Source organism: Tenacibaculum sp. TB-53 (genome assembly GCF_059716285.2).
The window spans coordinates 486,351-511,210 of the sequence record NZ_CM202790.1 but is presented as its reverse complement, the minus strand read 5'-3'; the positions used below and the strand labels follow the sequence as shown (position 1 = coordinate 511,210).

27 protein-coding genes are annotated in these 24,860 nt (G+C 29.4%); 14 read left to right on the top strand and 13 right to left on the bottom strand.

Going from position 1 to position 24,860, the window contains the following annotated elements:
• Positions 1-2: 2 nt before the first annotated feature.
• A complete protein-coding gene (locus AC3VJB_RS02415; protein ID WP_239178828.1) occupies positions 3-284 on the bottom strand; it encodes a DUF4834 family protein in 282 nt (93 codons plus the stop codon).
• A 139-nt stretch (positions 285-423) separates the two neighbouring features.
• Between AC3VJB_RS02415 and AC3VJB_RS02410 the strand changes: the two genes are divergently transcribed.
• From AC3VJB_RS02410 to AC3VJB_RS02380, 7 genes are all read left to right on the top strand, one after another.
• Positions 424-1,767, top strand: a complete 1,344-nt coding sequence (locus tag AC3VJB_RS02410) for a transporter (protein WP_239178830.1) — start codon at positions 424-426, stop codon at positions 1,765-1,767.
• A gap of 18 nt (positions 1,768-1,785) precedes the next feature.
• On the top strand, positions 1,786-2,904 hold the full coding sequence (locus AC3VJB_RS02405) for a GTP cyclohydrolase (protein WP_497666707.1): 1,119 nt from the start codon (positions 1,786-1,788) through the stop codon (positions 2,902-2,904).
• Positions 2,904-3,614, top strand: coding sequence for a 16S rRNA (uracil(1498)-N(3))-methyltransferase (locus tag AC3VJB_RS02400; protein ID WP_047789653.1), 711 nt, complete (start codon positions 2,904-2,906; stop codon positions 3,612-3,614). Before AC3VJB_RS02405 ends, AC3VJB_RS02400 begins: the two co-directional genes overlap by 1 nt.
• A 40-nt stretch (positions 3,615-3,654) precedes the next feature.
• Positions 3,655-4,830, top strand: a complete 1,176-nt coding sequence (locus tag AC3VJB_RS02395) for a helix-turn-helix domain-containing protein (RefSeq protein WP_520980978.1) — start codon at positions 3,655-3,657, stop codon at positions 4,828-4,830.
• A gap of 394 nt (positions 4,831-5,224) precedes the next feature.
• Entirely contained in the window at positions 5,225-5,866 is a 642-nt protein-coding gene (locus tag AC3VJB_RS02390; RefSeq protein ID WP_497666705.1) for a DUF4159 domain-containing protein, read from the top strand.
• The gene (locus AC3VJB_RS02385) at positions 5,850-6,761 is read left to right on the top strand and encodes a bile acid:sodium symporter family protein (RefSeq protein WP_073183222.1); all 912 of its coding nucleotides are present in this window, start codon (positions 5,850-5,852) and stop codon (positions 6,759-6,761) included. Before AC3VJB_RS02390 ends, AC3VJB_RS02385 begins: the two co-directional genes overlap by 17 nt.
• 3 nt (positions 6,762-6,764) lie before the next feature.
• Entirely contained in the window at positions 6,765-7,811 is a 1,047-nt protein-coding gene (locus AC3VJB_RS02380) for a 1-acyl-sn-glycerol-3-phosphate acyltransferase (protein WP_047789649.1), read from the top strand.
• Here the strand turns inward: AC3VJB_RS02380 and AC3VJB_RS02375 are convergent.
• From AC3VJB_RS02375 to AC3VJB_RS02360, 4 genes are all read right to left on the bottom strand, one after another.
• Positions 7,792-10,722, bottom strand: a complete 2,931-nt coding sequence (locus AC3VJB_RS02375; protein ID WP_173360858.1) for a serine hydrolase domain-containing protein — start codon at positions 10,720-10,722, stop codon at positions 7,792-7,794. The two genes, AC3VJB_RS02380 and AC3VJB_RS02375, sit on opposite strands and share 20 nt — an antisense overlap.
• Before the next feature lie 69 nt (positions 10,723-10,791).
• Positions 10,792-11,277 (bottom strand): ABC transporter ATPase, encoded by a 486-nt coding sequence (locus tag AC3VJB_RS02370; protein ID WP_437824288.1) that lies wholly within the window; start codon positions 11,275-11,277, stop codon positions 10,792-10,794.
• Between the two features lie 74 nt (positions 11,278-11,351).
• The gene (locus AC3VJB_RS02365; RefSeq protein WP_125067922.1) at positions 11,352-12,179 is read right to left on the bottom strand and encodes a 3'-5' exonuclease; all 828 of its coding nucleotides are present in this window, start codon (positions 12,177-12,179) and stop codon (positions 11,352-11,354) included.
• A 70-nt stretch (positions 12,180-12,249) separates the two neighbouring features.
• Positions 12,250-13,104: a PPK2 family polyphosphate kinase gene (locus AC3VJB_RS02360; protein ID WP_464837958.1), complete on the bottom strand. Its 855-nt coding sequence runs from the start codon at positions 13,102-13,104 to the stop codon at positions 12,250-12,252.
• 140 nt (positions 13,105-13,244) lie between these two features.
• On the opposite strand from AC3VJB_RS02360, the gene AC3VJB_RS02355 reads away from it, so the two are divergent.
• Positions 13,245-13,760 carry a flavodoxin family protein gene (locus AC3VJB_RS02355; RefSeq protein ID WP_167714046.1) on the top strand — a complete coding sequence of 172 codons (516 nt, stop codon included), beginning with the start codon at positions 13,245-13,247 and terminating at the stop codon, positions 13,758-13,760.
• On the opposite strand, the gene AC3VJB_RS02350 is transcribed toward AC3VJB_RS02355, so the two are convergent.
• From AC3VJB_RS02350 to AC3VJB_RS02320, 7 genes are read right to left on the bottom strand one after another with little or no spacing between them, the layout of a single operon-like run.
• On the bottom strand, positions 13,750-14,505 hold the full coding sequence (locus AC3VJB_RS02350) for a LytR/AlgR family response regulator transcription factor (RefSeq protein WP_281980211.1): 756 nt from the start codon (positions 14,503-14,505) through the stop codon (positions 13,750-13,752). The genes AC3VJB_RS02355 and AC3VJB_RS02350 overlap by 11 nt on opposite strands.
• 26 nt (positions 14,506-14,531) lie before the next feature.
• Positions 14,532-14,840 carry a 2TM domain-containing protein gene (locus tag AC3VJB_RS02345; protein ID WP_047789640.1) on the bottom strand — a complete coding sequence of 103 codons (309 nt, stop codon included), beginning with the start codon at positions 14,838-14,840 and terminating at the stop codon, positions 14,532-14,534.
• On the bottom strand, positions 14,828-15,166 hold the full coding sequence (locus tag AC3VJB_RS02340) for a 2TM domain-containing protein (RefSeq protein WP_497666704.1): 339 nt from the start codon (positions 15,164-15,166) through the stop codon (positions 14,828-14,830). The genes AC3VJB_RS02345 and AC3VJB_RS02340 overlap by 13 nt, the downstream gene beginning before the upstream one ends.
• 1 nt (position 15,167) lies before the next feature.
• Entirely contained in the window at positions 15,168-15,455 is a 288-nt protein-coding gene (locus AC3VJB_RS02335; protein WP_047789638.1) for a 2TM domain-containing protein, read from the bottom strand.
• On the bottom strand, positions 15,445-15,741 hold the full coding sequence (locus AC3VJB_RS02330; RefSeq protein WP_047789637.1) for a 2TM domain-containing protein: 297 nt from the start codon (positions 15,739-15,741) through the stop codon (positions 15,445-15,447). Before AC3VJB_RS02330 ends, AC3VJB_RS02335 begins: the two co-directional genes overlap by 11 nt.
• Before the next feature lie 5 nt (positions 15,742-15,746).
• Positions 15,747-17,099 carry a 2TM domain-containing protein gene (locus AC3VJB_RS02325; RefSeq protein WP_167714048.1) on the bottom strand — a complete coding sequence of 451 codons (1,353 nt, stop codon included), beginning with the start codon at positions 17,097-17,099 and terminating at the stop codon, positions 15,747-15,749.
• 40 nt (positions 17,100-17,139) lie between these two features.
• Positions 17,140-17,556 carry a DUF2141 domain-containing protein gene (locus AC3VJB_RS02320; RefSeq protein ID WP_073183237.1) on the bottom strand — a complete coding sequence of 139 codons (417 nt, stop codon included), beginning with the start codon at positions 17,554-17,556 and terminating at the stop codon, positions 17,140-17,142.
• Positions 17,557-17,708: 152 nt separating this feature from the next.
• On the opposite strand from AC3VJB_RS02320, the gene AC3VJB_RS02315 reads away from it, so the two are divergent.
• From AC3VJB_RS02315 to AC3VJB_RS02305, 3 genes are all read left to right on the top strand, one after another.
• Entirely contained in the window at positions 17,709-18,203 is a 495-nt protein-coding gene (locus AC3VJB_RS02315) for an RNA polymerase sigma factor (protein WP_073183239.1), read from the top strand.
• Positions 18,204-18,208: 5 nt separating this feature from the next.
• Entirely contained in the window at positions 18,209-18,817 is a 609-nt protein-coding gene (locus tag AC3VJB_RS02310; RefSeq protein WP_047789633.1) for a DUF8845 family protein, read from the top strand.
• A 79-nt stretch (positions 18,818-18,896) separates the two neighbouring features.
• Positions 18,897-19,382, top strand: a complete 486-nt coding sequence (locus tag AC3VJB_RS02305) for a hypothetical protein (protein ID WP_047789632.1) — start codon at positions 18,897-18,899, stop codon at positions 19,380-19,382.
• Here the strand turns inward: AC3VJB_RS02305 and AC3VJB_RS02300 are convergent.
• Positions 19,379-20,401 (bottom strand): threonine aldolase family protein, encoded by a 1,023-nt coding sequence (locus tag AC3VJB_RS02300; RefSeq protein WP_159615486.1) that lies wholly within the window; start codon positions 20,399-20,401, stop codon positions 19,379-19,381. The genes AC3VJB_RS02305 and AC3VJB_RS02300 overlap by 4 nt on opposite strands.
• A gap of 36 nt (positions 20,402-20,437) precedes the next feature.
• On the opposite strand from AC3VJB_RS02300, the gene prfB reads away from it, so the two are divergent.
• The 3 genes from prfB (at position 20,438) to AC3VJB_RS02285 (ending at position 24,816) form a co-directional block, all read left to right on the top strand.
• Positions 20,438-21,532: a peptide chain release factor 2 gene (gene prfB / locus AC3VJB_RS02295; protein WP_281980206.1), complete on the top strand. Its 1,095-nt coding sequence runs from the start codon at positions 20,438-20,440 to the stop codon at positions 21,530-21,532.
• A 19-nt stretch (positions 21,533-21,551) separates the two neighbouring features.
• Positions 21,552-21,893, top strand: coding sequence for an arsenate reductase (glutaredoxin) (gene arsC / locus AC3VJB_RS02290; RefSeq protein WP_239178858.1), 342 nt, complete (start codon positions 21,552-21,554; stop codon positions 21,891-21,893).
• A gap of 697 nt (positions 21,894-22,590) precedes the next feature.
• Positions 22,591-24,816 carry an NADP-dependent isocitrate dehydrogenase gene (locus AC3VJB_RS02285; RefSeq protein ID WP_253680522.1) on the top strand — a complete coding sequence of 742 codons (2,226 nt, stop codon included), beginning with the start codon at positions 22,591-22,593 and terminating at the stop codon, positions 24,814-24,816.
• Positions 24,817-24,860 lie beyond the last annotated feature (44 nt).

Here is a 24,860-nt window from a genome sequence, read left to right as displayed (position 1 = left end):
GGTTAGTCTATTTCTTCATAGTCAACGTACTCGCCAACAGAATTATTACTTTCTTTAGAATTACTTGGCTTTTTATCAATAACAGTTTTTCCTACTTCAACATCAGATGCTTGTTGTTGGTTTCTATACTGTTGTGCAGCTTTCTTTTGTACTTTGTCTACTGCTTTTTTTATTAAGTATGGTCCAAAAAGTTTCGCTAAAAACTTAATAACGTAATAAACTAACAGAATAATTAATATGGTTTTTAAAAAATTCACAGGTCCAGCTTCATTTAAATATGTCATCTTTTTCTTAAAATAAAAAAATCAATCAAAAATAACAATTTGAAGCAAAAGGAAGCGTTAAGAGTTTACAAAACTTATATTATATAGGTAATTGTATTTTTACGTATGTTTGTACAACCTGAAAATTTGGATTTATTATATGATTAAGAAACTTCTTATCCTTTTTGTTTTTTGCTCTATTCTAACTACTAACGCGCAATATACACCTGTTATAAATTCAAATAAGCCAGGTTTTTCTGAAAGCCCTTATAGTGTTGGCTCGGGTGTTTATCAGTTCGAAACAAGTATTTTTTATAGAAAAATGAATGCTACACCAACTTTTAGCAATCCTGAAGCCTTAGGATTAAACTTGTTTTTTAGAACCAGCTTTATTTCTGAAAAATTAGAAGTAAACTTTAATACTTCTTTACAAAGAGATAAAATAGCATTTAAAAACATTTTTGAGTCATCATATAATAAAACAGGGTTAAGTCAATTTAGTCTAGGTGCAAAATATCTGATTTATGCTCCTAAATATGATGATAAGAGCAAAGAAATAAGAAGTTGGAAAAAAAGACATTCTTTCGACTGGAAAAGGTGGATACCACACATTGGTGTTTCTGCTGGTATAAATATTGGAAGTTTTTTAACTGATTACCACGAAAGAGGTGGGTTTAGTCCTAAAGTTGGTATTTTATTACAAAATGAATTTTCTGACAAATTAAATGTAATCACTAACCTACATTATGATTATATTGGAACTGATTTTTCTCAACTTTCTTACATAGTAACGGGTACCTATAACTTTAATGATTATTGGTCTGGTTTTGCTGAAATACAAGGTATTTTTGAAGAATATGAGAAAAAAACTAATATAGGAGCAGGTGCCGCCTATCTTTTTAGTGAAAACTTACAGTTCAATGCTTCTTTAAGGGCAAACTTACAACAAGATGAAATTGGTATATATAGTTCTTTAGGAGTATCATACAGACTTAATAGACATAAAGACGATTTTGTTGAAATAGATGAATTTGGAAATAAGATTGAAGAAGAAAAACCTGTTAAATATGACGAAAACAGAAATTTCTTTGGTCGAATGTTTAGTAAAGTAGGAAAACTATTTTCTAAAAAAGAGAAGAGAAAAGTTGATTTAGATAATGACTCAGGTAATGGAGAGCTTTTAAACGAAAAACCTAAGAGAGAGCGCCAAGGATCTTTGGTTGATATGATTGTTAAAGAAGATAAAAAACAAAAGAAAAAAACAGCTAAAGAAGAAAGAAAAGCTGCTAAAAAAGCTAAGAAAAAAGCCGAAAAAGAAGCGAAACGCAAAGAAAAAGAACGCTTAAAACTTGAGAAACAAATTAAAAAAGAAGAAGAAAAAGAGGCTAAGCGTAAAGAAAAAGAACGTTTAAAGCTTGAAAAAGAAATAAAAAAGCTAGAAGAAGAAATTAAAAAAGAAGAACAACAAGAGAAAGAAAAGGAAAAAGAAAAGGAGGATAATTAAAAGCCTTAAATTTGTAAAATGATTCAAATTAAAGAAATAACTACCAAAAAGGGAATGAAACAGTTTGTTAAGTTTCCTTTTTCTCTTTATAAAAACAATAAGTACTGGGTTCCTCCTATTATTAAGGATGAAATTGAAAGCTTTGACAAAAATAAAAATCCTGTTTTTGAACATGCCAAAGCTCGTTTTTTCTTAGCATTAAAAAACAATGAAATAGTTGGTAGAGTTGTAGCTATTATCAATTCTTATGAAGTAGAAAAGCAGCATATAAAAAAAATACGTTTTGGCTGGTTTGATGTTATTGATAATATTGAAGTATCTAAAGCTTTACTAAATAAAGTTGCTGAAATAGGTCGCGAAAATAACTTAGAATACATAGAAGGTCCTGTTGGTTTTAATAATTTAGATAAAACAGGAGTTCTTATTGAAGGGTTTGACCACATTGGAACTATGATTACATGGTACAATCATCCTTATTATGCGAAACACCTAGAGCATTTAGGGTTTACTAAAGAAAAAGAATACATCGAAAGTATATTCTCTTTCAGTAACGTTGATATTAAGAAATATAGAAAGGCTAGTAATATAATTCAAAGGAGATACAACTTAACTCCTTTGAACTTTACTTCTACAGATAAAATTATGCCTTATGTTGATGAAATGTTTAACTTGTTTAGTAAAACATATTCCAAACTATCAACTTATGTACCTATTTCAGATGCTCAAATAGCTTATTTTAAAAAGAAATATATAAGCTTTATAAACCCTGAGTATATAAAATTTGTTGTTGACGAAAATCATAAACTAGTCGCATTTGCTATTGTTATGCCTTCTTTTTCTAAAGCTTTACAAAAAGCAAAAGGAAAACTTTTTCCTTTCGGAATTTTCCACTTGTTGAATGCAAGAAAAAACTCTAAAGATGTTACTTTTTATTTAATTGGAGTTGATCCCGAATATCAAAACAAAGGAGTTACAGCCATTATTTTTGAGCAATTTCATCCTATATTTTTGGCTAAAGGAATTCAAAACTGTATTAGAACACCTGAACTTGAAGAAAATCATGCAATTCATCAAATTTGGAAAGATTTTAGTCCTAAAATTCACAAAAGAAGAAGAACATACAAACTCGATTTATAATGCAACTTTTTTATAATCCGGATTTATTAATCACTTCAAAAGAAATTACTTTCAACAAAGATGAAAGTCGTCATATAATTCGTGTTTTGCGGAAAAAAGAAGGAGATATATTGCATATCACCAATGGAAATGGTATTCTTTTTTTTGCTGAAATAATTATTGGAAATGATAAAAAGTGTATTGCCAAAATTATTAAATACGAAGAAAAACCTAGTACAAGAGATTATTATTTACACGTAGCTATAGCACCTACGAAAAACAACGATCGCTTAGAATGGTTTTTGGAAAAAGCTACAGAAATTGGTATTGATGAAATAACCCCTATTATTTGTAAAAACTCAGAAAGAAAAGTTGTAAAAGTTGACCGTTTAGAAAGAATTATACAATCTGCAATGAAACAATCACTACAATTTACATTGCCTAAACTTAACCCTCCAATAAATTTTTCTGACTTCATAAAAAATGATTTTTCAGAAGAAATTTTTATTGCTCATTGTGAAAATGATACTGAAAAAAAGTTTTTAAAAAACGTTGCTTCTCTAACATCAAAATATACAGTGCTTATTGGACCCGAAGGTGATTTTTCTCCTGAAGAAATACAAGAGTCATTAAACAAGAAATTCATCCCTATTTCTTTAGGAAAGAATAGACTTAGAACAGAAACCGCAGGCTTAAATGTAGTTCAAAGCATATCCTATTTACATCAATAATTCATTTTTCGTATATTTAGCTCTTTTAAAGTGTTTTATTTTGACTACAGCAGATTTTTTTAATCTCTTTTTGTTAATTAGTGCCATTCATGGTTTTGCTTTTAGTATAATACTTTTTTGTTCTAAAAATGGACGAGAAAAAAGTATGATATACTTAAACCTTTTAATTTTGGCAATTTCTCTAAACAATATTCAATCTTGGGTTTTAGAAAAAGAATTATTTCAGCATAAGTTTGCTTTAGATTATGTACAAATACCTTGGCATTTTTTAGCAATGCCTTTTTTGTATATGTTTTTAATTCACTACCTAAACCTTGCTGAAAAGTCGTACAAAATATTAAAATTAATTATTCCTATTTTTTTTATTCTTATAATTAGCCAAATTAGCTTTGTTCTATATTACAGTGATTCTGCTTCAAGAGAGTATTTAAATTATACTTATGAACGGTATACCTCCATCGAGGAAATATTTAGCTTAACTACTTCGTTAAGTATTTTTTTTTATTCATTTTATATTTTATATAAGAAAGAAAAGCTCTTTCCTAAAATTTTATCGTTTGATAATCTTAGATGGATTTATACTTTTTTTATTTTAACTTCAATTGGATATGCTCTTTGGATTTTAGCCTTAATTATTAAAGTAAAAATGAACTTTACCGGTTTCTTATTCTCTTATTACCCTTTAAGAGTTTACACTACTGTTTTAATTTACTGGTTAGGTTATCAAGGTTTAAGACAAATTCGTGTATTAAAAGAGCGTAAAAAAATTAGAGAATCTCTTTTAATTGATTTAAATGATGACTTTGGTATAGATTTAATTAATTTAAACACAAATAAATGTTTTTCTCAAAACCAAATAGACAAACAACAAGAACAGTTTAATGAAATAAACCAATTTATTAGATCAAAAAAGAAATATTTATTAAATAAATATACTTTACAAGACTTATCAAAAGATACTAAACTAAGTTCTAGTACTCTTTCTCTTATTATAAATAGTGTTGCTAAAAAGTCTTTTACTGATTACTTAAATGAAATGAGAGTAAATTTTGCTAAGACTCTTTTAGTTGATTCTGATTATGCTGACTATACAATAACTTCAATAGGCTTGGAATCTGGATTCAACTCTAAATCTACGTTTTATACCGTTTTTAAAAAGCATACAGGTTATACACCTGTTCAATTTAAAAACTTATCTGTAATTGTTTTAAATTAATTTTATAATCTTTTTATAAAAAGACAGTTCGAAAACATCCAAAATGGACGTTTTCGAACCCTTATATTTTACTCTTAAGCTATATTTGTGATGAGAAATTAAAAAATTAGTAATTGAAAATAGTTGAAGGGGTTTTCAATTTATAATGTGAAATTTCTAAAAAATTTATTGAGGTGTAATTTATTTCTCAATTACGAAGAAGAGGAAGCTATAGCTTAAAAACATCAATATTTATTATTGGTGTTTTTTTTTTATTTAAGAACTACATAATACTTTATTAATTAGCTTTCATATTCAAAAGAATTATTTTTTTAAAGAAAAGAAGGCGATAACAAATTTGTTAGTGTTTTTTTATTGTTGTTTTACTATATTGCTTTTAAATTCAAGTTAATTCATGAAAAACCTCACCCTGCTTTTTATTTTTCTATTAAGTCAAAATATTTTTTCTCAAGAAATAGCTGTTATACAATATAAAGGAGGTGGTGATTGGTATGCAAATCCTACAGCTTTACCTAACCTTGTAAAATTCACTAATCAAAACACGAAAACCCAGATTGACAAAAACATACAAAACATTACGCTAGACGACGAAACTATCTTTGACTACCCAATAGTTTTCATAACCGGACATGGTAATATTTTATTTACAAATAATGAAATTTCAATACTAAGAAGTTATCTTATTTCAGGAGGCTTTTTACATATATCAGATAATTATGGTCTTGATAAATACATACGAAGAGAATTAAAAAAAGTTTTTCCTGAATTACAACTTCAAGAAATCCCCAGCAATCACCCTATTTATCATCAAACTTTTTCCTTTCCTAAAGGCTTGCCAAAAATTCACGAACATGATAAAAAACCTCCTCAAGGTTTTGGTTTGTTCTATGAAGGTAGACTTATAGTTTTTTATGATTACGAAAGTGATTTAAGTGATGGATGGGAAGATACTGCCGTACATAACAATCCAAAAGAAATTAGAACAAAAGCTCTACAAATGGGGGCTAACATAATAGAATATGCCTTTAAACATTAACACTTTACAAATTGATAGTATTAAGATTAATTTTGATACTGAAGCTTTATGGATGCTTAATGTTGCTCTAGCTATCATTATGTTTGGTATTGCTTTAGATATGAAGGTAGAGGATTTTAAAAGACTTATTAATGAACCTAAAATATTATTTGTTGGATTATTATCTCAGTTTATTTTACTTCCTTTTTTAACCTTTATCCTTATCAATATTATTAACCCATACCCTAGTTTTGCTTTAGGCATGATTATGATTGCTGCTTGCCCTGGAGGAAATGTTTCTAACTTTTTTAGTAAAATGGCAAAAGGCAACGCTGCATTATCTGTTAGTTTAACAGCATTTTCAACGATAATTTGTTTAGTAATGACCCCGTTAAACTTACAATTATGGGGTAGTTTATACGGGCCTACTAACGAAATTTTAAAAAGTGTTTCCTTAAACCCTTTTGAACTTTTTAAACTTGTCCTTCTTATTTTAGGAATTCCGATAGTTTTAGGAATGTTAGTTAATCACTATCATCATGAAATGGCTAAAAAAATCAATAAACTTTTACGTCCATTTTCTATTTTCTTTTTCCTTTTATTAATTGTAATAGCCCTTTATGATAACGCTGATGTTTTTAAAGACTATATACATCTAGTTTTATTTCTTGTAATATTTCATAATATTTATGCGTTTATTATAGGTTATGTAACTGCTAAATCTTTTAAATTAAATAAAAAGGACTCTAAAACTATTTCTATGGAAACAGGAATACAAAATGGTGGTTTAGGCTTACTACTTATTTTTAGTTTTTTTGATGGCCTAGGAGGAATGGCCCTTCTTGCTGCGTTTTGGGGTGTTTGGGATATTTTTTCAGGAATAATGTTAGCTACTTACTGGGGAAGAAATAAATAATACATGAAAACACTGTTGTACTACTTTTTTAAAGCTTTTGTAAAAACTGGCTTATTCTTTTACTCTAAAAAGACAACGATTATTGGAAGTGAGCATATTCCCAAAAAAGAAGCCGTAATCTTTACAGCTAATCACCCAAATGGCTTAATTGACCCTATACTTATAGCTACACATATAAAAAGGAGAACAAACTTTTTAGTGCGTGCAGCTGTATTTAACAACCCTATTATTGCTAAGTTTTTCAACTCGCTTGGAATGATGCCTATTTATCGTATTAGAGACGGTGTACAACAACTTAGTAAGAATGAAGAAATTTTTAATAAATGTCAACTCCTTTTAAAGAATAATAAAACTTTACTAATCTTTCCTGAAGGAACACACAAAAAAGACAGAGCTATTAGACCACTTAGTAAAGGCTTTACAAGAATTATTTTTAAAACTTTAGATAATTTCCCTGACACTCGAATAAATATTATTCCAGTAGGAATTACATATCAAAACGTATCTAGCTACCCTTCAAAAACTGCTATCCATTTTGGTTCTCCAATTTTGGCTAACGATTATTACGACAAACAAAACATAAATAAATCTGTAAAACACATAAAAGAGCTTGTTTCAAATCAATTAGAAAACTTATCTGTTCATATAGAACAAAATGAAAGTTATGAAACTACCTTAGCTAATTTAAATAATGCTCAAGTAGATTTTACTAAAATTGATGAAATAAACAGTATTGTAAGAAATAAAAAGGTACTTGTACAAAAAAAGCGTAGTATTAACTACGCTCTCCCTTTATTCTTTTTAATTGTTTTAAATAGTTTAGTTCCATATTCAATTTGGAAATTTTTAAGTAGAAAAATCGATGAAATAGAGTTTATAGATACCTTTAGATTTGGTGTAAACGCTATTTTATTTCCTTCCTTTTATTGTATACAAAGTTGGATAATATCTATATTTTGGGGTTGGAAAATAGCTTTAATCTACTTTTTCACTTCCTTTTTACTTATTCTTTTATATACCAAATTATCACCTACTCCACCATCAAAATAGCATCTTGAATATCTTGTTGAATTTTGGTACGTATATTACTTTTTACTAAACCATAATTTCTCATTGTTGGATAAATTCTGTTTGATAAAAACACATACACGACACCTGTTGCTGGGTCTGCCCAAGTATACGTTCCAGTAAAACCACTATGTCCAAAACTCACATCCGAAACACAGCCACAAGTTGCTTTTACTTTGGGGTTTAATTGTGGTTTATCAAAACCTAACCCTCTACGTACTCTTTTGTTTTCATAATAGCGTTTATTAAACTTATGCACTGTTTCTGGCTCTAAGTACTTCTTTCCTCCATAAGATCCATCCTGTAAAAACATTTGCATAATTTTAGCTACATCATTTGCATTTGCAAACAACCCTGCATGCCCTCCTACTCCACCTAACATAGCTGCTCCCATGTCGTGAACATAACCATGAACTAATTGATGTCTAAAATAATTGTCTCTTTCTGTGGGTACAATTTCATCTTTAGTAAACTTATTTAAAGGTAAGTATGTCATTCTATCTGCCCCAATAGGTTGATAAAACTGTTCTTCAACCAGTTTATTTAAAGGTCTTTTATATTTTCTTTCTATAATTTCTTTAAAAATATAGTAGCCTAAATCACTATACTTATATCCTACTCTTTTTCGTTGTTCAGAATCAACTATTTGTTTATAAATTGAATCTTTATATTCTTTAGCTAAGTATAAATTTCTTGCTACTTTTATACTAAACCTTGAAGTTCTGTTTTTTCTATAAAACTGTGTAGAGTTCTTTCCTGTTACACTGTCTTTAGTATGCAAATAAAATGGAATCCAAGCACGTAAACGTCCATAATGGGATAATACTTCTTTTAATAACAAAGTGTCTTTATTCGATTTACTATACCTTGGTAATACATCTCCCAAGTTTGAAAATAAACTAATTTTTCTTTCTTCTTCTGCTTTCATTATCATGGGTAACGAAGCTAAAATTTTAGTTAAAGAAGCTAAATCGTAAATATCTGAATTCCTAACTGGTTTATTTTTTGCTAAGGTATGATAACCAAAACTTTTATTATAAATTACTTTTCCATCTTTGGCTACTAAAATTTGTCCACCTGGAGCCATCTTTTCTTGTAAAATTGTATCAATTCTTTTATCAATAATTGAAAGTTTTTCTGAAGAAACTCCAGCTTCTTCAGGAATTGTGTATTGTAACACATCCAACCCATCTACCAATAATCCATCCCCTGCTTTAAACTCATTTTTTATAGATACTGGCAACTTTCCTTTTAAATTAAAAGCTCCAAAAAGGGCTTGCGCTGATAGCTCTTGCGCTAACTTACTATTTTGATATGACATTACAACTCCTTCTATGTTAGTAAAAGAAGGAACTTGAAGTAGACTATATGGACTAGCAAAAACATCTAAAATAACTTTATGGTTCCTTGCTATTTCTTGTAACCACACAAGGTCTTTATTAGAAAACTTGTAACCTTTCCAAGGGTTTTTATTTGATTTATGAAAACCTATAACTATAAGATTGTACTTTTCTAACTTCTTGTTCAATACACTTAAATGCTTATCAGAAACCTTATCTACTTTTGTATAGTTTTTAAGCATTTCATAGAAATCTGATCCAGTATCACTTCCTAAAGAAATGTAAGCTACTTTTTTATCCTTAAGGTTGTTAATTGGTAAAATTCCTCCTTCATTTTTTAGAACTGTAATAGCGTTTTTTATCAATTTACGATGTAAAACCTCATCATAAGGGGTATTTATATCTTTTACAACATTTTCTGTAGTAATAGGCTTATACTTGTTTAACCCTACTAAGTATTTTGCCTTTAAAATCTTTTTAACTGAATGATTTAATCGCTCTTCTGTTAATTTTCCTTCCAATAGGGCTTTCTTAATCAACCTAATTGATTCAGGGACATCTTGAGGAATCAACAACATATCGTTTCCTGCCAAAATTGCTGCTAAGTCTATTTCTGCTGGTGTTGAATAATTTGCAGCTCCTTTCATATTCAATCCATCCGTGATAATCAACCCTTTAAAGCCTAACTGATCTTGTAACAGATTGGTTACAATACTTTTTGATAATGATGATGGTAATTTTGGATTCGTTTCTAAAGCTGGAATACTCAAGTGCGCTGTCATTACACTTCCTACACCTGCTTTAAATATTTTTTTGAATGGATATAACTCTATTGAATCTAGTCGTTCTTTACTAAAATTAATTGTTGGTAACGTGTGGTGAGAATCTGCTTCCGTATCTCCGTGTCCTGGAAAGTGTTTTGCATTCGCTAACACTCCTACCTCTTGCATTCCTTTTGTAAATGCTATTGATTTTTCTGCTACATTTTCTTTATCTTCTCCAAAAGAACGGTTTCCTATAATTGGGTTATCAGGATTAGTGTTTATATCTACAACTGGAGCAAAATTTATATGAATTCCAACTCGTTTACAGTGTTCTCCAATTCTTTTACCTACTTCCTGAAGTAAAACCGTGTCCTGAATAGCCCCTAATGTCATGTTCCAAGGAAAACGATACGTGTTTTTCAAACGCATATCCAAGCCCCATTCGCCATCAAAACCAACCATTAAAGGTATTTTTGCTAATTCTTGATATTTATTGTTTAAAACTACTTGTTTATCAGGTGTTCCTTGCATAAAAATAATATTTCCTACATGGTATTTTGTAACCATATTAGAAATAAAATCTTCGTGTTTTTTATCTTTATTTGAATATGCTTGTATCATAAACAACTGTCCTATTTTTTCATCAACAGACATAGTTTTCATGATACTATCTACCCATACATTTTGTGTTATAGAATCTTTTGCCAATAAAGGGTTTACTCCTTGGACTTGGGCTTGAATTATTTGTATAAAAACAAACGTTAGTAATGTTAATACTTTTCTTTTCATATATTATCCCTTAACAAGCCTTACAAAAAACATGTAAGGCTTTAACATCTTTTTTTATAAAATCAATAGTTATACCAAAAATCGTGCATGCCAACTCTGGTTTGCTGGTACTTCCCATTTTGTTTCAAAATCTCCTTTTGTATTTACCATATTATTAAACACAACTGTTTCTGCTGTTATTTTTTGTTCTTTGGCAAAATTTTGGAACTCTGGAAGTTTAACAATATTAATGTTATCTCCATCTTTAAAAGAAACATTCATTTTGTTCATTAAATCTAGCTCTAGCTCTTTTTCTAACTCCTTTATAAAACGTACAGAAGCATCAATTGAACAACCAGAAACATTGTTGAAGCCTTCATCTACTGCCAATACTAAAAACTGATTATATTTAATAGTAAATGATCCTTTTAAATCGTCTCCATGACGTGTCCAATTGTCAATAAAAAGTAATGCTTTTGCACTGATAAATTCTATTTCTTCTTGTGTAAATTCTCTATCTGACTGGTACACCCAAACCCTTGAGTTTTGGGGTAATTTTTTATATTCTGTAAACATTTTTCTTGTATTTGTTTTCGTACTATCTAAATTAAAGAACAACCGAGATAATTACTAAAAATAAATGTTAAAGATTACCTTAAATTAAACTTCTGTTGTAAAGCTTGTAGCTTTTCTTCATCAGTCATCGTATCTTTCGGTGCCGACATTCGTTCTTTTATTTCTTTTAAAACCTTTTTTGTGTACAAAGGAAAATCAGCATTCTGAATCCAAGCATTGTATCCTGGGTTTTCTTTAAATACTTCTTCAACAGTTCTTCCCTTATACTTTCCAAAAGAAAAAATTTCTTGATCTTTATCATTAAATAAAATAAACCCTGCAAAATCTGCTCTTTTTCCGTGGGTTGAAAATTCACTCAATGCTTCTACTGAGTTTTCTAAATCTTCATATTTTTCAACCTGTGCTAATAAAATTTCATAGGTTGCCTTTGTATCCGCTTCTGCTCCATGTGCTCCTACTAATTCTTTTCCGCAATAAAATTGATATCCAGCACTTAGTGTTCGCTGTTCTTTTTTATGAAAAATGGTTTGTACATCAACTGCTTTTCTATTATTCATATTAAAATCAATTCCTGCTCTTAACAGTTCTTCTGCTAATAAAGGAATATCAAATCGGTTAGAATTAAATCCTGCTAAATCTGCATCACCTATTAACTCATTAATTTGCGGTGCTAATTCTTTAAAAGTTGGTTCTGTAACTACTTTTTCGTTTGTAATTCCATGAATTTCTGAAGCTTCTTTGGGTATTTCTATTTCTGGGTTTACCAACCATGTTTTACTTTCTTTATTTCCATTAGGAAACACTTTTAAAATAGATATCTCAACTACTCTATCTTTAGCAATGTTTATTCCTGTTGTTTCTAAATCAAAAAATACGATTGGTTTTGTTAAATTTAAATTCATTTTTTGTAGTGCTTAAAGACAATATTTTATTTACTTTACATATATTATCTATTATTGTCTTTTCTATATATTATTCGTTCGTTAATTCTTTTTTAAATTCATCTATTTGGTCTAACACTTTCTTTGGCAGTGTAGGCTCTTTAAAATTATATTTTTCTAATTCTTTTTCTAATGTTTTTGCTACAATGTAACGTGCTGTAGGTTTATCATCTGCAGGTATTACATACCAAGGAGCATAATTTGTTGATGTTCTCAACAACATATCTTCATAACACTCTTGATATTTATCCCATAACTTTCGTTCTTTTAAATCACCCGCAGAAAATTTCCAGTTTTTTTCTGGAATATTTAACCTACGTAATAATCTGTTTTTCTGTTCTTCTTTAGATATATTTAAAAAAAACTTTAAAATAATTATTCCGTTTTCAGATATATGCCTTTCAAACTGATTAATACGCTCCATTCTATCATGATAAAAAGTATCATTTAAATCATCAACGTTATTTACTGTGGGAATATTTTCGGCAAAAACATACTCTGGATGCACTCTTGTTACCAAAACATTCTCATAATGTGTACGATTAAAAACTCCTATTTTTCCTTTAGCAGGCAAGGCTATATAATGACGCCATAAAAAATCATGTTTTAATTCTAATTCTGTTGGTACTTTAAAGCTATGCACTACTACTCCACGTGCATTAACATCTTTAAAAACTTCTCGAATTAAACTATCTTTACCGGCTGTATCCATTCCTTGTAAACACAATAAAACACTATACTTACCTTCTGCGTACATTGTGTCTTGTAAATCACTAATTTTTTTTCTTGATTTTTTCAGCTTCTTCTTAGCATTATCAACAACTTCTTTAGTAGAAAATTCATTTAACTTTCTTTTTTTAGAAAATATGTAGGCATTTGTGTTCATCCGCTTTTTTTATAGCATAAAAGTACAAAAATATAGACTTCTTCTATTGATTTTTTCTTGGTTATTATCAAATATTACAATTAAATCCAAGATATTCTTTTATTTATTTTTTTGAGCTTTACTTCCAAATAAATGACAGAATGAATAAAACAGTTATTATACAAGCAAGTTCTAAAAGTGTAGGAAACACAAACAAAGTGGTTAATTACCTCAACAGCAATGAGTCTTTTGATTTTATCGATTTAAAAATAAAAAAAATTGGTGTATTTGAATATGATTTTAGCAATTCTGATGATGATTTTATCCCTCTTATAGAAGAAATTGTTAGTAAATACAATACACTAATATTTGCCACCCCTGTATATTGGTATAGTATGAGTGCTACGCTGAAAATATTTTTTGATAGATTGTCAGACTTGTTACATTATAAAAAAGATTTAGGAAGACAGTTACGAGGTAAAAATATGGCTATGATTAGTAATTCTGGTGACAACGATCTTAGAGATGGCTTTGAAATGCCTTTTATTGAAAGTGCAAAATATTTAGGCATGAACTACTTTGGTAGTACTCATGCTTGGTTTACTGAAGACGGAAATAATATACATCCTGAAGCTAAAGTTAAAATTGATTCTTTTAGAAAAATACTTACTCAATAAAGCACTTAAAATCTTTAACTCGCTCTCTGCTTACAATTATTTCAGTATCATCGTAAGATTGCAACTTTAATTGTAAGCGTGAGTTGGTATAAGAAACAATATCTTTTATCGCATTTATGTGTACTATAAATGTTCTATTTACCCTAAAAAATTGCTCGGGGTCTAACTCTTCTTGCCAATATTCTAAAGAGTTATCTATTAAATAATTTCTATTAGCATTTGTATGTATGTAAGTTGCTTTATTTTCTGAGTAAAAACATTCAATATCTTCTGTATTGATAATTTTTAAGTGCTGTCCCACTTTTATAGTAAATCGCTTTTTATATTTTCTATCAACTGGGTTAATCAACAGCTTACGAATGTCATCTATATTAACCTGTATATTACTTTGTATAGGTTGATGCTCTTTAAATTTATTTACTGCTATTGTTAACTCATCTTCATCTATGGGTTTTAACAAATAGTCTATAGAATTTAACTTGAATGCTTTTAATGCATATTCATCATAAGCCGTTGTAAAAATAATGGCTGATTTTACAGTTACTTCTTCAAAAATTTCAAATGATAATCCATCTGAAAGTTGAATATCTAAAAAAATTAAATCAGGATGAGAATTGTTTTGAAACCAGTTAATCGACTCTTCTACTGAGTGCAACATTTGTTGAACTTCTATATCTAATTCAGCTAACATTCTACTTAACCGTCTTGCAGCTGGCTTTTCGTCTTCAATAATTATAACATTCATAGTTTGGTTTGGTCTACTTTTAGCAATTACTTGTTCATGTATTCTTTAATCTTTCGCTCTTCCCATTTTTTAGAAAAAAGTTTTCCTTTTGAAAAAACATTAAATCCGTGTAAAAATACTATAACTCCCCACCAAAAGAATAAATTATAGTTGTTTACATCTAAAAAAGCTTCCATTACTGATTCGTCTCCATAAACAATATCTTTATATATTCTTCTTCCTATAAAAATTAAGTTTATTAGTATGTAAAACACTAAATGTTTGTAGAACTTTTTAATTTCATCTACTCTTTTTTGAGCTCTTATATATTGTTGTTCTCTATTTATAGTTTCCATTTTCTCTCTTTTTTTAGTTCATCTAGATACTCTTGTATTTTGCGTTGTTCCCAATCTTTATTAAAAAATATATTAGTTCCAAATACTCCTAACCAATGAAAAAAAACTCCAATCCCCCAAAAAAGCCAAGTAGCATATACACCAAAATTGCTTATTGCTTTGATAAAAGTTAACTTGTCTTCATTCATCAACCCCATAATAATTACAACTGAAATGAATATATTTACAATTATATACGCTGCTAAATGCCAATAAAATCCTTTTATTTTTTCTACTCTTTTTTTGGCTAGTAAATATTTATGCTCTTCTGTATAATCTCTTTTCATATTAGTCTTTTTTATTTAAGTATTCCTTTATCTTCTTCTCCTCCCAATCTTTTCCAAGCCCTAAAATGTTAACACCAAAAACTAGCATCCAATGAATAAAAGTAACTAGTACTATTCCTATAACAGGAAACCAAAACCAGTGATAATAAGGTGAGAATTTTAAATTCACTAAAACAATAATAATCACTGAAATGATATTTACTAAAGCATGAGCATAAAACCCTTTTACTTGTTTTACTTTCTTTTTAGCCTCTAAATACTTTTTTTCTTCTCTATAATTACCTTCCATTGTTATTGTTTTCTAAAAATTCTTTAATCTTACGTTCTTCCCAATCTTTTCCTAAACCTATTTTTTCTATTCCAAAAATGCCCAACCAATGAAAAAAAACTCCAATTAACATTCCTATTATTGGATAATAAAACCAATGATAACTTGGCACAAACTTTAAGTTTATAAAAATTAAAACTGGAATGATTAATACAGTGACTATAAGATGAATGTAAAACCCTTTGATTTTCTCTACTCTCTTTTTTGCTTTTGCATATTTGTAAGCTGTTGTGTATTCTTTTTCCATCTCATTTATAATTTTTTATCATCATTCATTAACTCCTTAATCTTGCGTTCTTCCCAATTTTTACCTAAGAATAAATTATAATTATTTACTTCTAAATAATGAAAAATTAATCCTATCCCCCAACCTATCATAGGAAACCAAAACCATTGAAACTTTGAATATGTTTTGAGGTTTATAAAAATTAAAAAAGGAATAACTATACAATACGAAACTAAGTTTTGATAAAACTCTTTTAGTTTTTCTACCTTTTCTACTGCTTTTACATAATTACTGTTTTCTAAACTTTTTGTATCCATGATACTATCTTTTATATTAATTAACAGCGGTAAACACACTGTGAATATTTTATTATTATTAATTATTTGAATATTTCTATCGGTTATTAAACCGTAACGATCTGCTATATTTCTTAATCCTACTTTTGTACTTTTTCCTATAGCCTCTTTCGGATTAACGTTGTTTTGAATCTTTAAAAAACCTTCTTCTTCAAAAATGTTTATTTCTAAGGGTTTATTTGAAGAAACTACATTGTGTTTTACTGCATTTTCTAATAATAATTGAAGAGATAGAGGAACTATTTTTAAATCTGAATTACTTACTTCTTCTGGAATATAAAATTGAATAGCTTCTTCAAAACGCATTTGTAATAACTCCATATACGTCTTAGCAAATTGTAATTCTTCTTGTATAGGCACCAATTCTTTATTACGTTGTTCTAGTACATATCTATACACTTTAGATAACTTTGTTGTAAACTTCTCTGCTTGTTTTGGATTTTCGCTAATTAAAGAGGTTAGTACATTTAAACTATTAAACAAAAAATGTGGGTCTATTTGATTCTTTAATGTTTCAAATTTTGCTGTTTCTGTTTTAGCTACTATTTCATGCTGTGTTGTTTCTTCTTTTACAGACGCTTTCCAGTTTACCATAAAATCTTTGGCATGAAAAAACACGGCTATCGCTAACGATAATATGATTGCAAATAAATGCATCCATAAAAATCGTCCATTAAAAAAGTTATCTATATTATTATTAAAAATTACAAAGTACTGTACGTAATGGATTAATAATACAGCTACAGTTGTATAGCTTATTGTTGCTATGATTCCTGCCCAAACTCTTTGATTGGTTTGCAAAACCCAATCCCACTTTTTACTTAAATAACCATTAATAATTCCATTACCTAACCCCAGAACAAAAGAATACATTCCTGAAAACAAAAACACTAATCCAGCTTCTTTTAATGTAAAAGCTTGATTTATTATAGTAAAAACAACACCAAAAATAATTGTAAGCTTTAAGCAAATCCAAATATCATTCTTCAAACTATTAAATGTTTTTTTTACTGGTGTTTTCATTCTTTATGCTTATTATATTTAAAGGTTTACCCTCTTCATTCTAAAATTTAATATCGAAAGATACATTTTTATCTTTAACCAAAAACTTTGCTTCGTCAAACACAGGCGGTCCAAAACGTGATAATTTATTGTTTGATACTCCATAGTCTTCTATTGGCATTCCATTAGGTTCAAAATCCATCTTATTATTATTGTTTGCGTCATGAAAACAAATAATAGCATATTCTCCTTCTGATACTTTTTCAAAAATTACAGTACTTTTTCCCTTTATTATTACTGATTCTTTTGCCTGTAGTGGTTCTTTTCTAAAGTTCTCTTTAGTATATAAGGCAAATTTTATTTTTCCTTTATCTGAAGTGACATTTACAACTGTCGTTGCAATTGTTTTGTCTTGAGCTGAAATTGTTTCAATTGTAAACAAGACGACTGTAATAACAATATGGATTACAAGTTTCATTTTATTTATTTTTTACGGTTAATTATGACACAAATATTCATAAGATGCTTTATCTCTAAAATAAAAACACACTGAATTGTATTATTTTTAGGATGAATTGTAACAATTTGTATTTTTGAGCTACTTATAACATAACAACTCTACTAAACTTAGTGAAAAAAGAATTAGAAAATAGATTTTTAACTGATTTCGAAGCCAATCAAAACATTGTGCATAAGGTATGTAGGATTTATACAACCAATCAAAATGCACATAACGATTTGTTTCAAGAAATCACCATTCAGTTATGGAAAAACTATGGTAAGTTTAGAGGAGATGCAAAATTTAGTACTTGGATGTATCGAGTAGCATTAAATACTGCTATTTCTTTATATAGAAAATCAACAAGAAGTATAAAAACACAAGACTTTACAGACTATTCTTTTAAAATTAAAGCAGAAGAATATGACGACACTGAAGAAATACAATTAAAAGCCTTATATGGTGCTATTCGTAAACTAAATGATATTGATAAAGCGCTAATTTTTTTATACCTAGAAGACAAGCCCTATAAAGAAATTTCTGAAACCTTAGGTATTAGTCAAGTAAATGCTCGGGTTAAAATGAACAGAGCAAAAGATAAATTAAAAAAGATATTAAACCCATAATTTAAATGGATTTAGATAAATATAAAAAAGCTTGGGGAAACCAGTCTGAAGAAACAAATAAAGTTTCTAAAATCGACATTTATAGAATGGCGCATTCCAAGTCATCATCAATAGTAAAGTGGATTTTTATTATTGGAATTTTAGAGTTTATTTTCTTGAATTCTTTCTATTTTATTTTTGACATGGAAGAAGCTTATGAGGAATATAAAAAACTTGGGTTATATAACTTTATGATTTATTCTCAATTTATCATATACCCTGTACTACTCTATTTCTTGATTAAATTTTACCTTAATTATAAAAGCATTTCTGTTGTAGACTCTACTAAAACTTTAATGACAAAAATTATTAAAACAAGAAAAACTGTAAAGTACTACGTTATATTTAACTTGTTATATGTATTTACTTTTGGAATTATAGTTGCAATTGCATCACTAAAAGCTCATCCAGAATTTAACTCTAAGCAAGTTTTAATTTCAATTATTGTTACAGTAATAATGTTGATAGTTATGCTTATAGTTTTATGGTGTTTTTATCAGCTCTTGTATGGAATTTTACTAAGAAAGTTAAATAAAAACTATAAAGAGCTTGCTAAACTTGAAGACTTAAATTAAAAAGAACTGTTTTTTCATAAACTTTTATTAACGTTATATAATTAGCATTCACTATATTAGCCATATTAATTCATTACTTATGAAAAAAGTATTTATTATAGCTGTTTTCCTTTTTTATTCTGTTTTTGCTTTTACTCAAGAACATAGTTTTTGGAAAAATCTTCGTTTTGGAGGGGATGCTAGCTTTGGCTTTGGTTCAAATAACACAACGCTTGCTATATCTCCAGCTACTGTTTATGATTTTAATGAATCTTTTTCTATAGGCTTAGGAATTGGTTATGTGTACAATAAAAACGAAGGTTTAAGTTCTAATATAATCACTCCTAAAATAATTACTTTATATAGACCTATTAGAGAAATTGAATTTTCTGCCGATTTACAGCAAATGTATGTCAATACAAACATTAATGGTACTTCTAAAAAATATAATTACCCTGCTTTAAATATTGGAGCTTCTTACAGAATAGGTGTTGTTTCTTTAGGCGTACAATACGATGTTTTGTATGAAGAAAGCAAAAGTGTATACGCTTCTGCTTTCTCTCCTATCGTAAGAGTTTTCTTTTAAAAAAACTCTCTTAATTCTTGTAATAATTTTTCATGCATCTCATTTGTATAATCTAAATGAGTTACTATTCGTATTTTTCCTTCCCCCATAGAAATTAGTAATATACCTCTTTCTGCCATCTTTTTCATAAAATCATCTGGATTTATAGAATCTTCTACATAAAAAATAACAATATTCGTTTCAATAAGTTCTACCTTTTTCACATACGAACAACTTTCTAATACCTTACCTATTTCTTTTGCTTTTTGATGATCTTCTGCTAAACGCTCTACTTGATTATCCAGAGCATAAATCCCAGCAGCTGCTAAAAAACCAGCTTGTCTCATTCCACCACCAAACAACTTTCGTACACGTAACGCTTTTTCTATATGTTCTTTAGTTCCCAACAAAACAGATCCAACAGGAGCTCCCAATCCTTTTGATAAACAAATTGAAATCGTATCAAATAACTCTCCATATTGTTTTGGGGTTTCTTTTTTTGCCACCAAAGCATTAAATAAACGTGCTCCATCCAAATGATACGCCAAATCATTGGCTTTAGCTACTTTTTGAATCTTTTGTAATTCTTCAAAGTCCCAGCAGGCACCACCTCCTTTGTTTGTTGTATTTTCAACACAAACTAATCTACTATAAGGTGTATGAATATCATTTCTTCCTCCTACCACACTTGCTAACTGATTCGCTGTAAACATTCCTCTACCCCCATCAATTAAACAAGAAGTAACTCCTGCATTAAACGCAGCTCCTCCACCTTCATAGTTATATACATGTGCCCATTTGTCGCAAAACATTCTATCCCCTGGTTGTGTGTGAATCTTTATCGCTGTTTGATTTGCCATGGTTCCCGAAGGAAAAAATAACGCAGCTTCCATTCCAAACAAATCCGCTACTTTTTCTTGTAACAAATTCACTGTCGGATCTGCTTTAAAAACATCATCTCCTACCTTAGCACTCATCATTGCTTCCAACATTCCTTGAGTTGGCTTTGTTACTGTGTCACTTATTAAGTTTATTTCCATTTCTAACTACGATTTTTAAAATGTATTTTTGCATCTATGATTACACACGAACAGCTTAAAAATATCACTGAACGAATTGGCAAGTTAAAAGGATATTTAGAAATTGACAAGAAGTTAATTGAAATTTCAAATGAAGAAGAAAAAACAGCAAATCCTGATTTTTGGAACAATCCAAAGGAAGCAGAAGCTGTAATGAAATCACTTCGGTTTAAAAAGAAGTGGGTAGAAGATTATAACACTGTTGTAGCTATGAATGACGATTTAACAGTTTTGTATGATTTTTATAAAGAAGGTGATATTGATGAAAACGAAGTAGAAGAACAATTTGATAAAGCTGCTACTTTTTTAGAAGATATTGAGTTTAAAAACATGCTTTCAGAAGAAGGTGATAGTTTAAGTGCAACGATACAAATTACAGCAGGTGCAGGTGGAACTGAAAGTTGTGACTGGGCAGAAATGCTAACTCGAATGTACACTATGTGGGCAGAAAAACAAGGTTTTAAAATAAAGACCTTAAACTACCAAGAAGGTGATGTTGCTGGTATTAAAACGGTTACTTTAGAATTTGAAGGCGATTATGCCTTTGGGTGGTTAAAAGGTGAAAATGGGGTCCATCGCTTGGTACGTATTTCTCCTTTTGATAGTAATGCGAAACGTCATACTTCCTTTGCTTCTGTATATGTGTATCCTGTAGCCGATGATTCTATCGAAATTGAAGTAAACCCAGCCGATATTGAAATTACTACAGCACGTTCAAGTGGTGCTGGTGGACAGAATGTAAACAAAGTTGAAACTAAAGTTCAGCTCTTGCATAAACCTACAGGAATTCAAATTCAGTGTTCTAACTCACGTTCGCAGCACGATAATAGAGCTACTGCAATGCAAATGCTGAAATCGCAATTGTACGAAATTGAATTACAAAAACGTTTAGCTGCTCGTGACGAAATTGAAGCAAACAAAATGAAAAATGAATGGGGAAGTCAAATTCGTAACTACGTAATGCACCCATATAAATTAGTAAAAGATGTCCGTACAGCCCATGAAACAGGAAATGTAGATGCTGTTATGGACGGAAATATCAATCCGTTTTTAAAAGCCTATTTAATGATGATGGGGCAAAAAGAAGATTAATACTATAAAACTCTTAATAATGATAAAAATATATCACAATCCACGTTGTTCTAAATCAAGACAAGGTTTAGAGATTATAGAAAACTCTGGTAAAGAGTTTGAAACTGTAAAATATTTAGATACTATTCCCTCTACTGAAGAGTTAAAAGGAGTTATTAGTCTATTAAATATTTCTCCAATCGATTTAGTTCGTAAAAATGAAAAAATTTGGAAAGAAGAATATAAAGGAAGAGAACTATCAGATGCTGAAATCATTAAAGCCTTGGTTGACAATCCTAAATTAATAGAACGCCCAATAGTTATTAATGGCAATAAAGCAGTGATTGGTCGTCCACCTGAAAACATCAAAGAAATCATTTAACTACTTAAAAGCTCTCAAGAAATTGGGAGCTTTTTTATTCACATTTGTTAATAAAACATTACATCCAACTTGTTGATAACAAAACACCTAAAACACTAAAAAAGAGTTATTTATTTCTTATATTTGGAAAAGAGTTTACAAAGTAAGTGACGTCAGAATTATAGTTAACTGTATTAATCACTAAAAGTAAACCATTAAAGTAACGTTCTTTATATATTTTGTTTTTAAACGTAATTAAAGCTAAATACGATCATCATAATTTTTGATTAATTGTAAGTTATTAATAATTTATAGTTTTCTAGTTATAAGTTTATAAGTATTATTGGTTTAAATTTAGCTGGACTAACCTGTTTAAAAACATCGAAACTTTTATTTTATAGGTGACATAATTTATAAGGTAAAGTTTCTTTTGAGGTAGTAACGTAGCTTTATCTAAGGAAAAAGCATAAACACCGTTTATTTGATAATGTAGTAATATAAATCAGTACCTCTTACTATTTCAAGAAAGCCATATCAATTACAAGAAATTGTTTGATATGGCTTTTATTTTTAATAACAAATTCTCTATTTCACCTCTTTAAATTATCATATTCACAACAAAACACACTAATTAATAATAATTTACCATCAAAAAACTCAGCCGTAATTCTTAAATTTGCGTCACTTCAAAATATAATTTAATTTATTACTTATACATATGAATAAGACTGCTAAAATTATGTACACAAAAACGGATGAAGCTCCAGCATTAGCTACTCGTTCGTTTTTACCAATCGTAAAAGCTTTTACAAAATCATCTAACATAGAAGTAGAAACCAAAGATATTTCTCTTGCTGGTCGTATTCTTGCTAACTTTTCAGATTTTTTACCTAAAGAACAACAAGTAGAAGATGCTTTAGCTTTTTTAGGAGATTTAGCAAAAAAGCCAGAAGCTAATATTATTAAACTTCCTAACATCTCTGCTTCTGTACCTCAATTAAAAGCCGCAATCAAGGAACTACAAGCTTTAGGATACTCTTTACCTGATTACCCTGAAGAAGCTACTACCGATGAAGAAAAAGCTATTTTAGCACGTTATAACAAAGTAAAAGGTTCTGCAGTAAACCCTGTTTTACGTGAAGGTAACTCTGACCGTAGAGCTCCAAAAGCTGTAAAAAATTACGCAAAAAAGAATCCTCATTCAATGGGAGCTTGGAGTACAGACTCTAAAACTCATGTTTCAACAATGACTGAAGGAGATTTTGCACACAGTGAAAAATCAGTTACAGTACCAAATGCTACAGATGTACAAATTGTACATACTGATGCTAATGGAAACAAAACTGTTTTAAAAGAAAAGGTATCATTACTAGCTGAAGAAGTAATTGATGCTTCTGTTATGAGTAAAAAAGCATTGTTAACTTTCTTAGAAGAACAGGTTAAAGACGCTAATGATAAAGGAGTTTTATTCTCTTTACACATGAAAGCAACCATGATGAAGGTTTCAGACCCTATTATATTTGGTCATGCTGTTCGTGTTTTCTTTAAAGATTTATTTGCTAAACACGGTGATACATTTAAAAAAATTGGGGTTGATGTAAACAACGGATTTGGTAACTTGTTGAGTAACCTAGAAGAATTACCAGCTGATAAAAAAGCAGAGATTTTAGCAGATATTGAAGCTATTTATGCTAATAACCCTGATGTAGCAATGGTTAATTCTGACAAAGGAATTACTAACTTACACGTTCCTTCTGATGTAATTATTGATGCTTCTATGCCAGCAATGATTCGTACTTCTGGACAAATGTGGAATAAAGAAGGAAAACAACAAGATACTAAAGCTGTGATTCCTGATAGTTCTTATGCTGGTTTATACCAAGAAACTATCGATTTCTGTATTAAAAATGGAGCTTTTGATCCAACTACTATGGGTACAGTTCCTAATGTAGGCTTAATGGCTCAAAAAGCTGAAGAATATGGTTCTCATGATAAAACTTTTGAAATCACTACTGACGGAAAAGTTGAAGTTATCGATGCTAATGGAACTGTATTATTAGGACACACTGTTGAAACGGGTGATATTTGGAGAATGTGTCAAACTAAAGATGCCCCTATTCAAGATTGGGTAAAGTTAGCTGTTACTCGTGCAAGAGCTACACAAACTCCTGCTGTTTTCTGGTTAGGAAAAGAAAGAGCACACGATGCAGAAATCATCAAAAAAGTAGAAAAATATTTACAAGACCACGATACTACAGGTTTAGAAATTAAAATCTTATCTCCAATAGAGGCTACCAAATATACTTTAGAAAGAGTTAAAGAAGGAAAAGATACTATTTCTGTTACAGGAAACGTTTTACGTGATTATTTAACTGACTTATTCCCTATTTTAGAATTAGGAACTTCAGCTAAAATGTTATCTATCGTTCCATTAATGAACGGTGGTGGATTATTTGAAACTGGTGCTGGTGGATCTGCTCCAAAACATGTTGAACAATTAGTAGAAGAAAATCACTTACGTTGGGATTCTTTAGGAGAATTTTTAGCATTAGCAGTTTCTTTAGAACACTTAGGGGAAACTAACGATAATACCAAGGCTAAAATATTAGCAGAAACCTTAGATGATGCGACAAGCAAATTGTTAGATAATAAAAAAGGACCTTCAAGAAAAACTGGTGAGCTAGACAACAGAGGTTCTCATTTTTATTTAGCTATGTACTGGGCACAAGCTTTAGCTTCTCAAGACAAAGATGCTGATTTAAAATCTCAATTTGCTCCTATAGCAGAAAAAATGGCTACTAATGAAGCGACAATTGTAGAAGAATTAAATTCTGTACAAGGTAAAGCTGTAAACATTGGTGGATATTATGAACCAAATGATGATTTAGCTAATGCAGTAATGCAGCCAAGTAAAACTCTTAATAATATTTTACAAAACATATAATTAATTAGTTATATAAAATTCAAAAGCAGGTGATAAATCACCTG

Coding starts and splice junctions, on each gene's coding strand:
- AC3VJB_RS02380 (WP_047789649.1), top strand. CDS start 6,765: ATGAAAACACTGTTGTACTACTTTTTTAAAGCTTTTGTAAAAACTGGC.
- AC3VJB_RS02365 (WP_125067922.1), bottom strand. CDS start 12,179: ATGAATTTAAATTTAACAAAACCAATCGTATTTTTTGATTTAGAAACA.
- AC3VJB_RS02360 (WP_464837958.1), bottom strand. CDS start 13,104: ATGAACACAAATGCCTACATATTTTCTAAAAAAAGAAAGTTAAATGAA.
- AC3VJB_RS02405 (WP_497666707.1), top strand. CDS start 1,786: ATGATTCAAATTAAAGAAATAACTACCAAAAAGGGAATGAAACAGTTT.
- AC3VJB_RS02300 (WP_159615486.1), bottom strand. CDS start 20,401: ATGGAAATAAACTTAATAAGTGACACAGTAACAAAGCCAACTCAAGGA.
- arsC (WP_239178858.1), top strand. CDS start 21,552: ATGATAAAAATATATCACAATCCACGTTGTTCTAAATCAAGACAAGGT.
- AC3VJB_RS02410 (WP_239178830.1), top strand. CDS start 424: ATGATTAAGAAACTTCTTATCCTTTTTGTTTTTTGCTCTATTCTAACT.
- AC3VJB_RS02325 (WP_167714048.1), bottom strand. CDS start 17,099: ATGAAAACACCAGTAAAAAAAACATTTAATAGTTTGAAGAATGATATT.
- AC3VJB_RS02310 (WP_047789633.1), top strand. CDS start 18,209: ATGGATTTAGATAAATATAAAAAAGCTTGGGGAAACCAGTCTGAAGAA.
- AC3VJB_RS02400 (WP_047789653.1), top strand. CDS start 2,904: ATGCAACTTTTTTATAATCCGGATTTATTAATCACTTCAAAAGAAATT.
- AC3VJB_RS02330 (WP_047789637.1), bottom strand. CDS start 15,741: ATGGAAAAAGAATACACAACAGCTTACAAATATGCAAAAGCAAAAAAG.
- AC3VJB_RS02350 (WP_281980211.1), bottom strand. CDS start 14,505: ATGAATGTTATAATTATTGAAGACGAAAAGCCAGCTGCAAGACGGTTA.
- AC3VJB_RS02345 (WP_047789640.1), bottom strand. CDS start 14,840: ATGGAAACTATAAATAGAGAACAACAATATATAAGAGCTCAAAAAAGA.
- AC3VJB_RS02370 (WP_437824288.1), bottom strand. CDS start 11,277: ATGTTTACAGAATATAAAAAATTACCCCAAAACTCAAGGGTTTGGGTG.
- AC3VJB_RS02320 (WP_073183237.1), bottom strand. CDS start 17,556: ATGAAACTTGTAATCCATATTGTTATTACAGTCGTCTTGTTTACAATT.
- AC3VJB_RS02305 (WP_047789632.1), top strand. CDS start 18,897: ATGAAAAAAGTATTTATTATAGCTGTTTTCCTTTTTTATTCTGTTTTT.
- prfB (WP_281980206.1), top strand. CDS start 20,438: ATGATTACACACGAACAGCTTAAAAATATCACTGAACGAATTGGCAAG.
- AC3VJB_RS02415 (WP_239178828.1), bottom strand. CDS start 284: ATGACATATTTAAATGAAGCTGGACCTGTGAATTTTTTAAAAACCATA.
- AC3VJB_RS02355 (WP_167714046.1), top strand. CDS start 13,245: ATGAATAAAACAGTTATTATACAAGCAAGTTCTAAAAGTGTAGGAAAC.
- AC3VJB_RS02335 (WP_047789638.1), bottom strand. CDS start 15,455: ATGGAAGGTAATTATAGAGAAGAAAAAAAGTATTTAGAGGCTAAAAAG.
- AC3VJB_RS02385 (WP_073183222.1), top strand. CDS start 5,850: ATGCCTTTAAACATTAACACTTTACAAATTGATAGTATTAAGATTAAT.
- AC3VJB_RS02375 (WP_173360858.1), bottom strand. CDS start 10,722: ATGAAAAGAAAAGTATTAACATTACTAACGTTTGTTTTTATACAAATA.
- AC3VJB_RS02390 (WP_497666705.1), top strand. CDS start 5,225: ATGAAAAACCTCACCCTGCTTTTTATTTTTCTATTAAGTCAAAATATT.
- AC3VJB_RS02285 (WP_253680522.1), top strand. CDS start 22,591: ATGAATAAGACTGCTAAAATTATGTACACAAAAACGGATGAAGCTCCA.
- AC3VJB_RS02340 (WP_497666704.1), bottom strand. CDS start 15,166: ATGAAAAGAGATTATACAGAAGAGCATAAATATTTACTAGCCAAAAAA.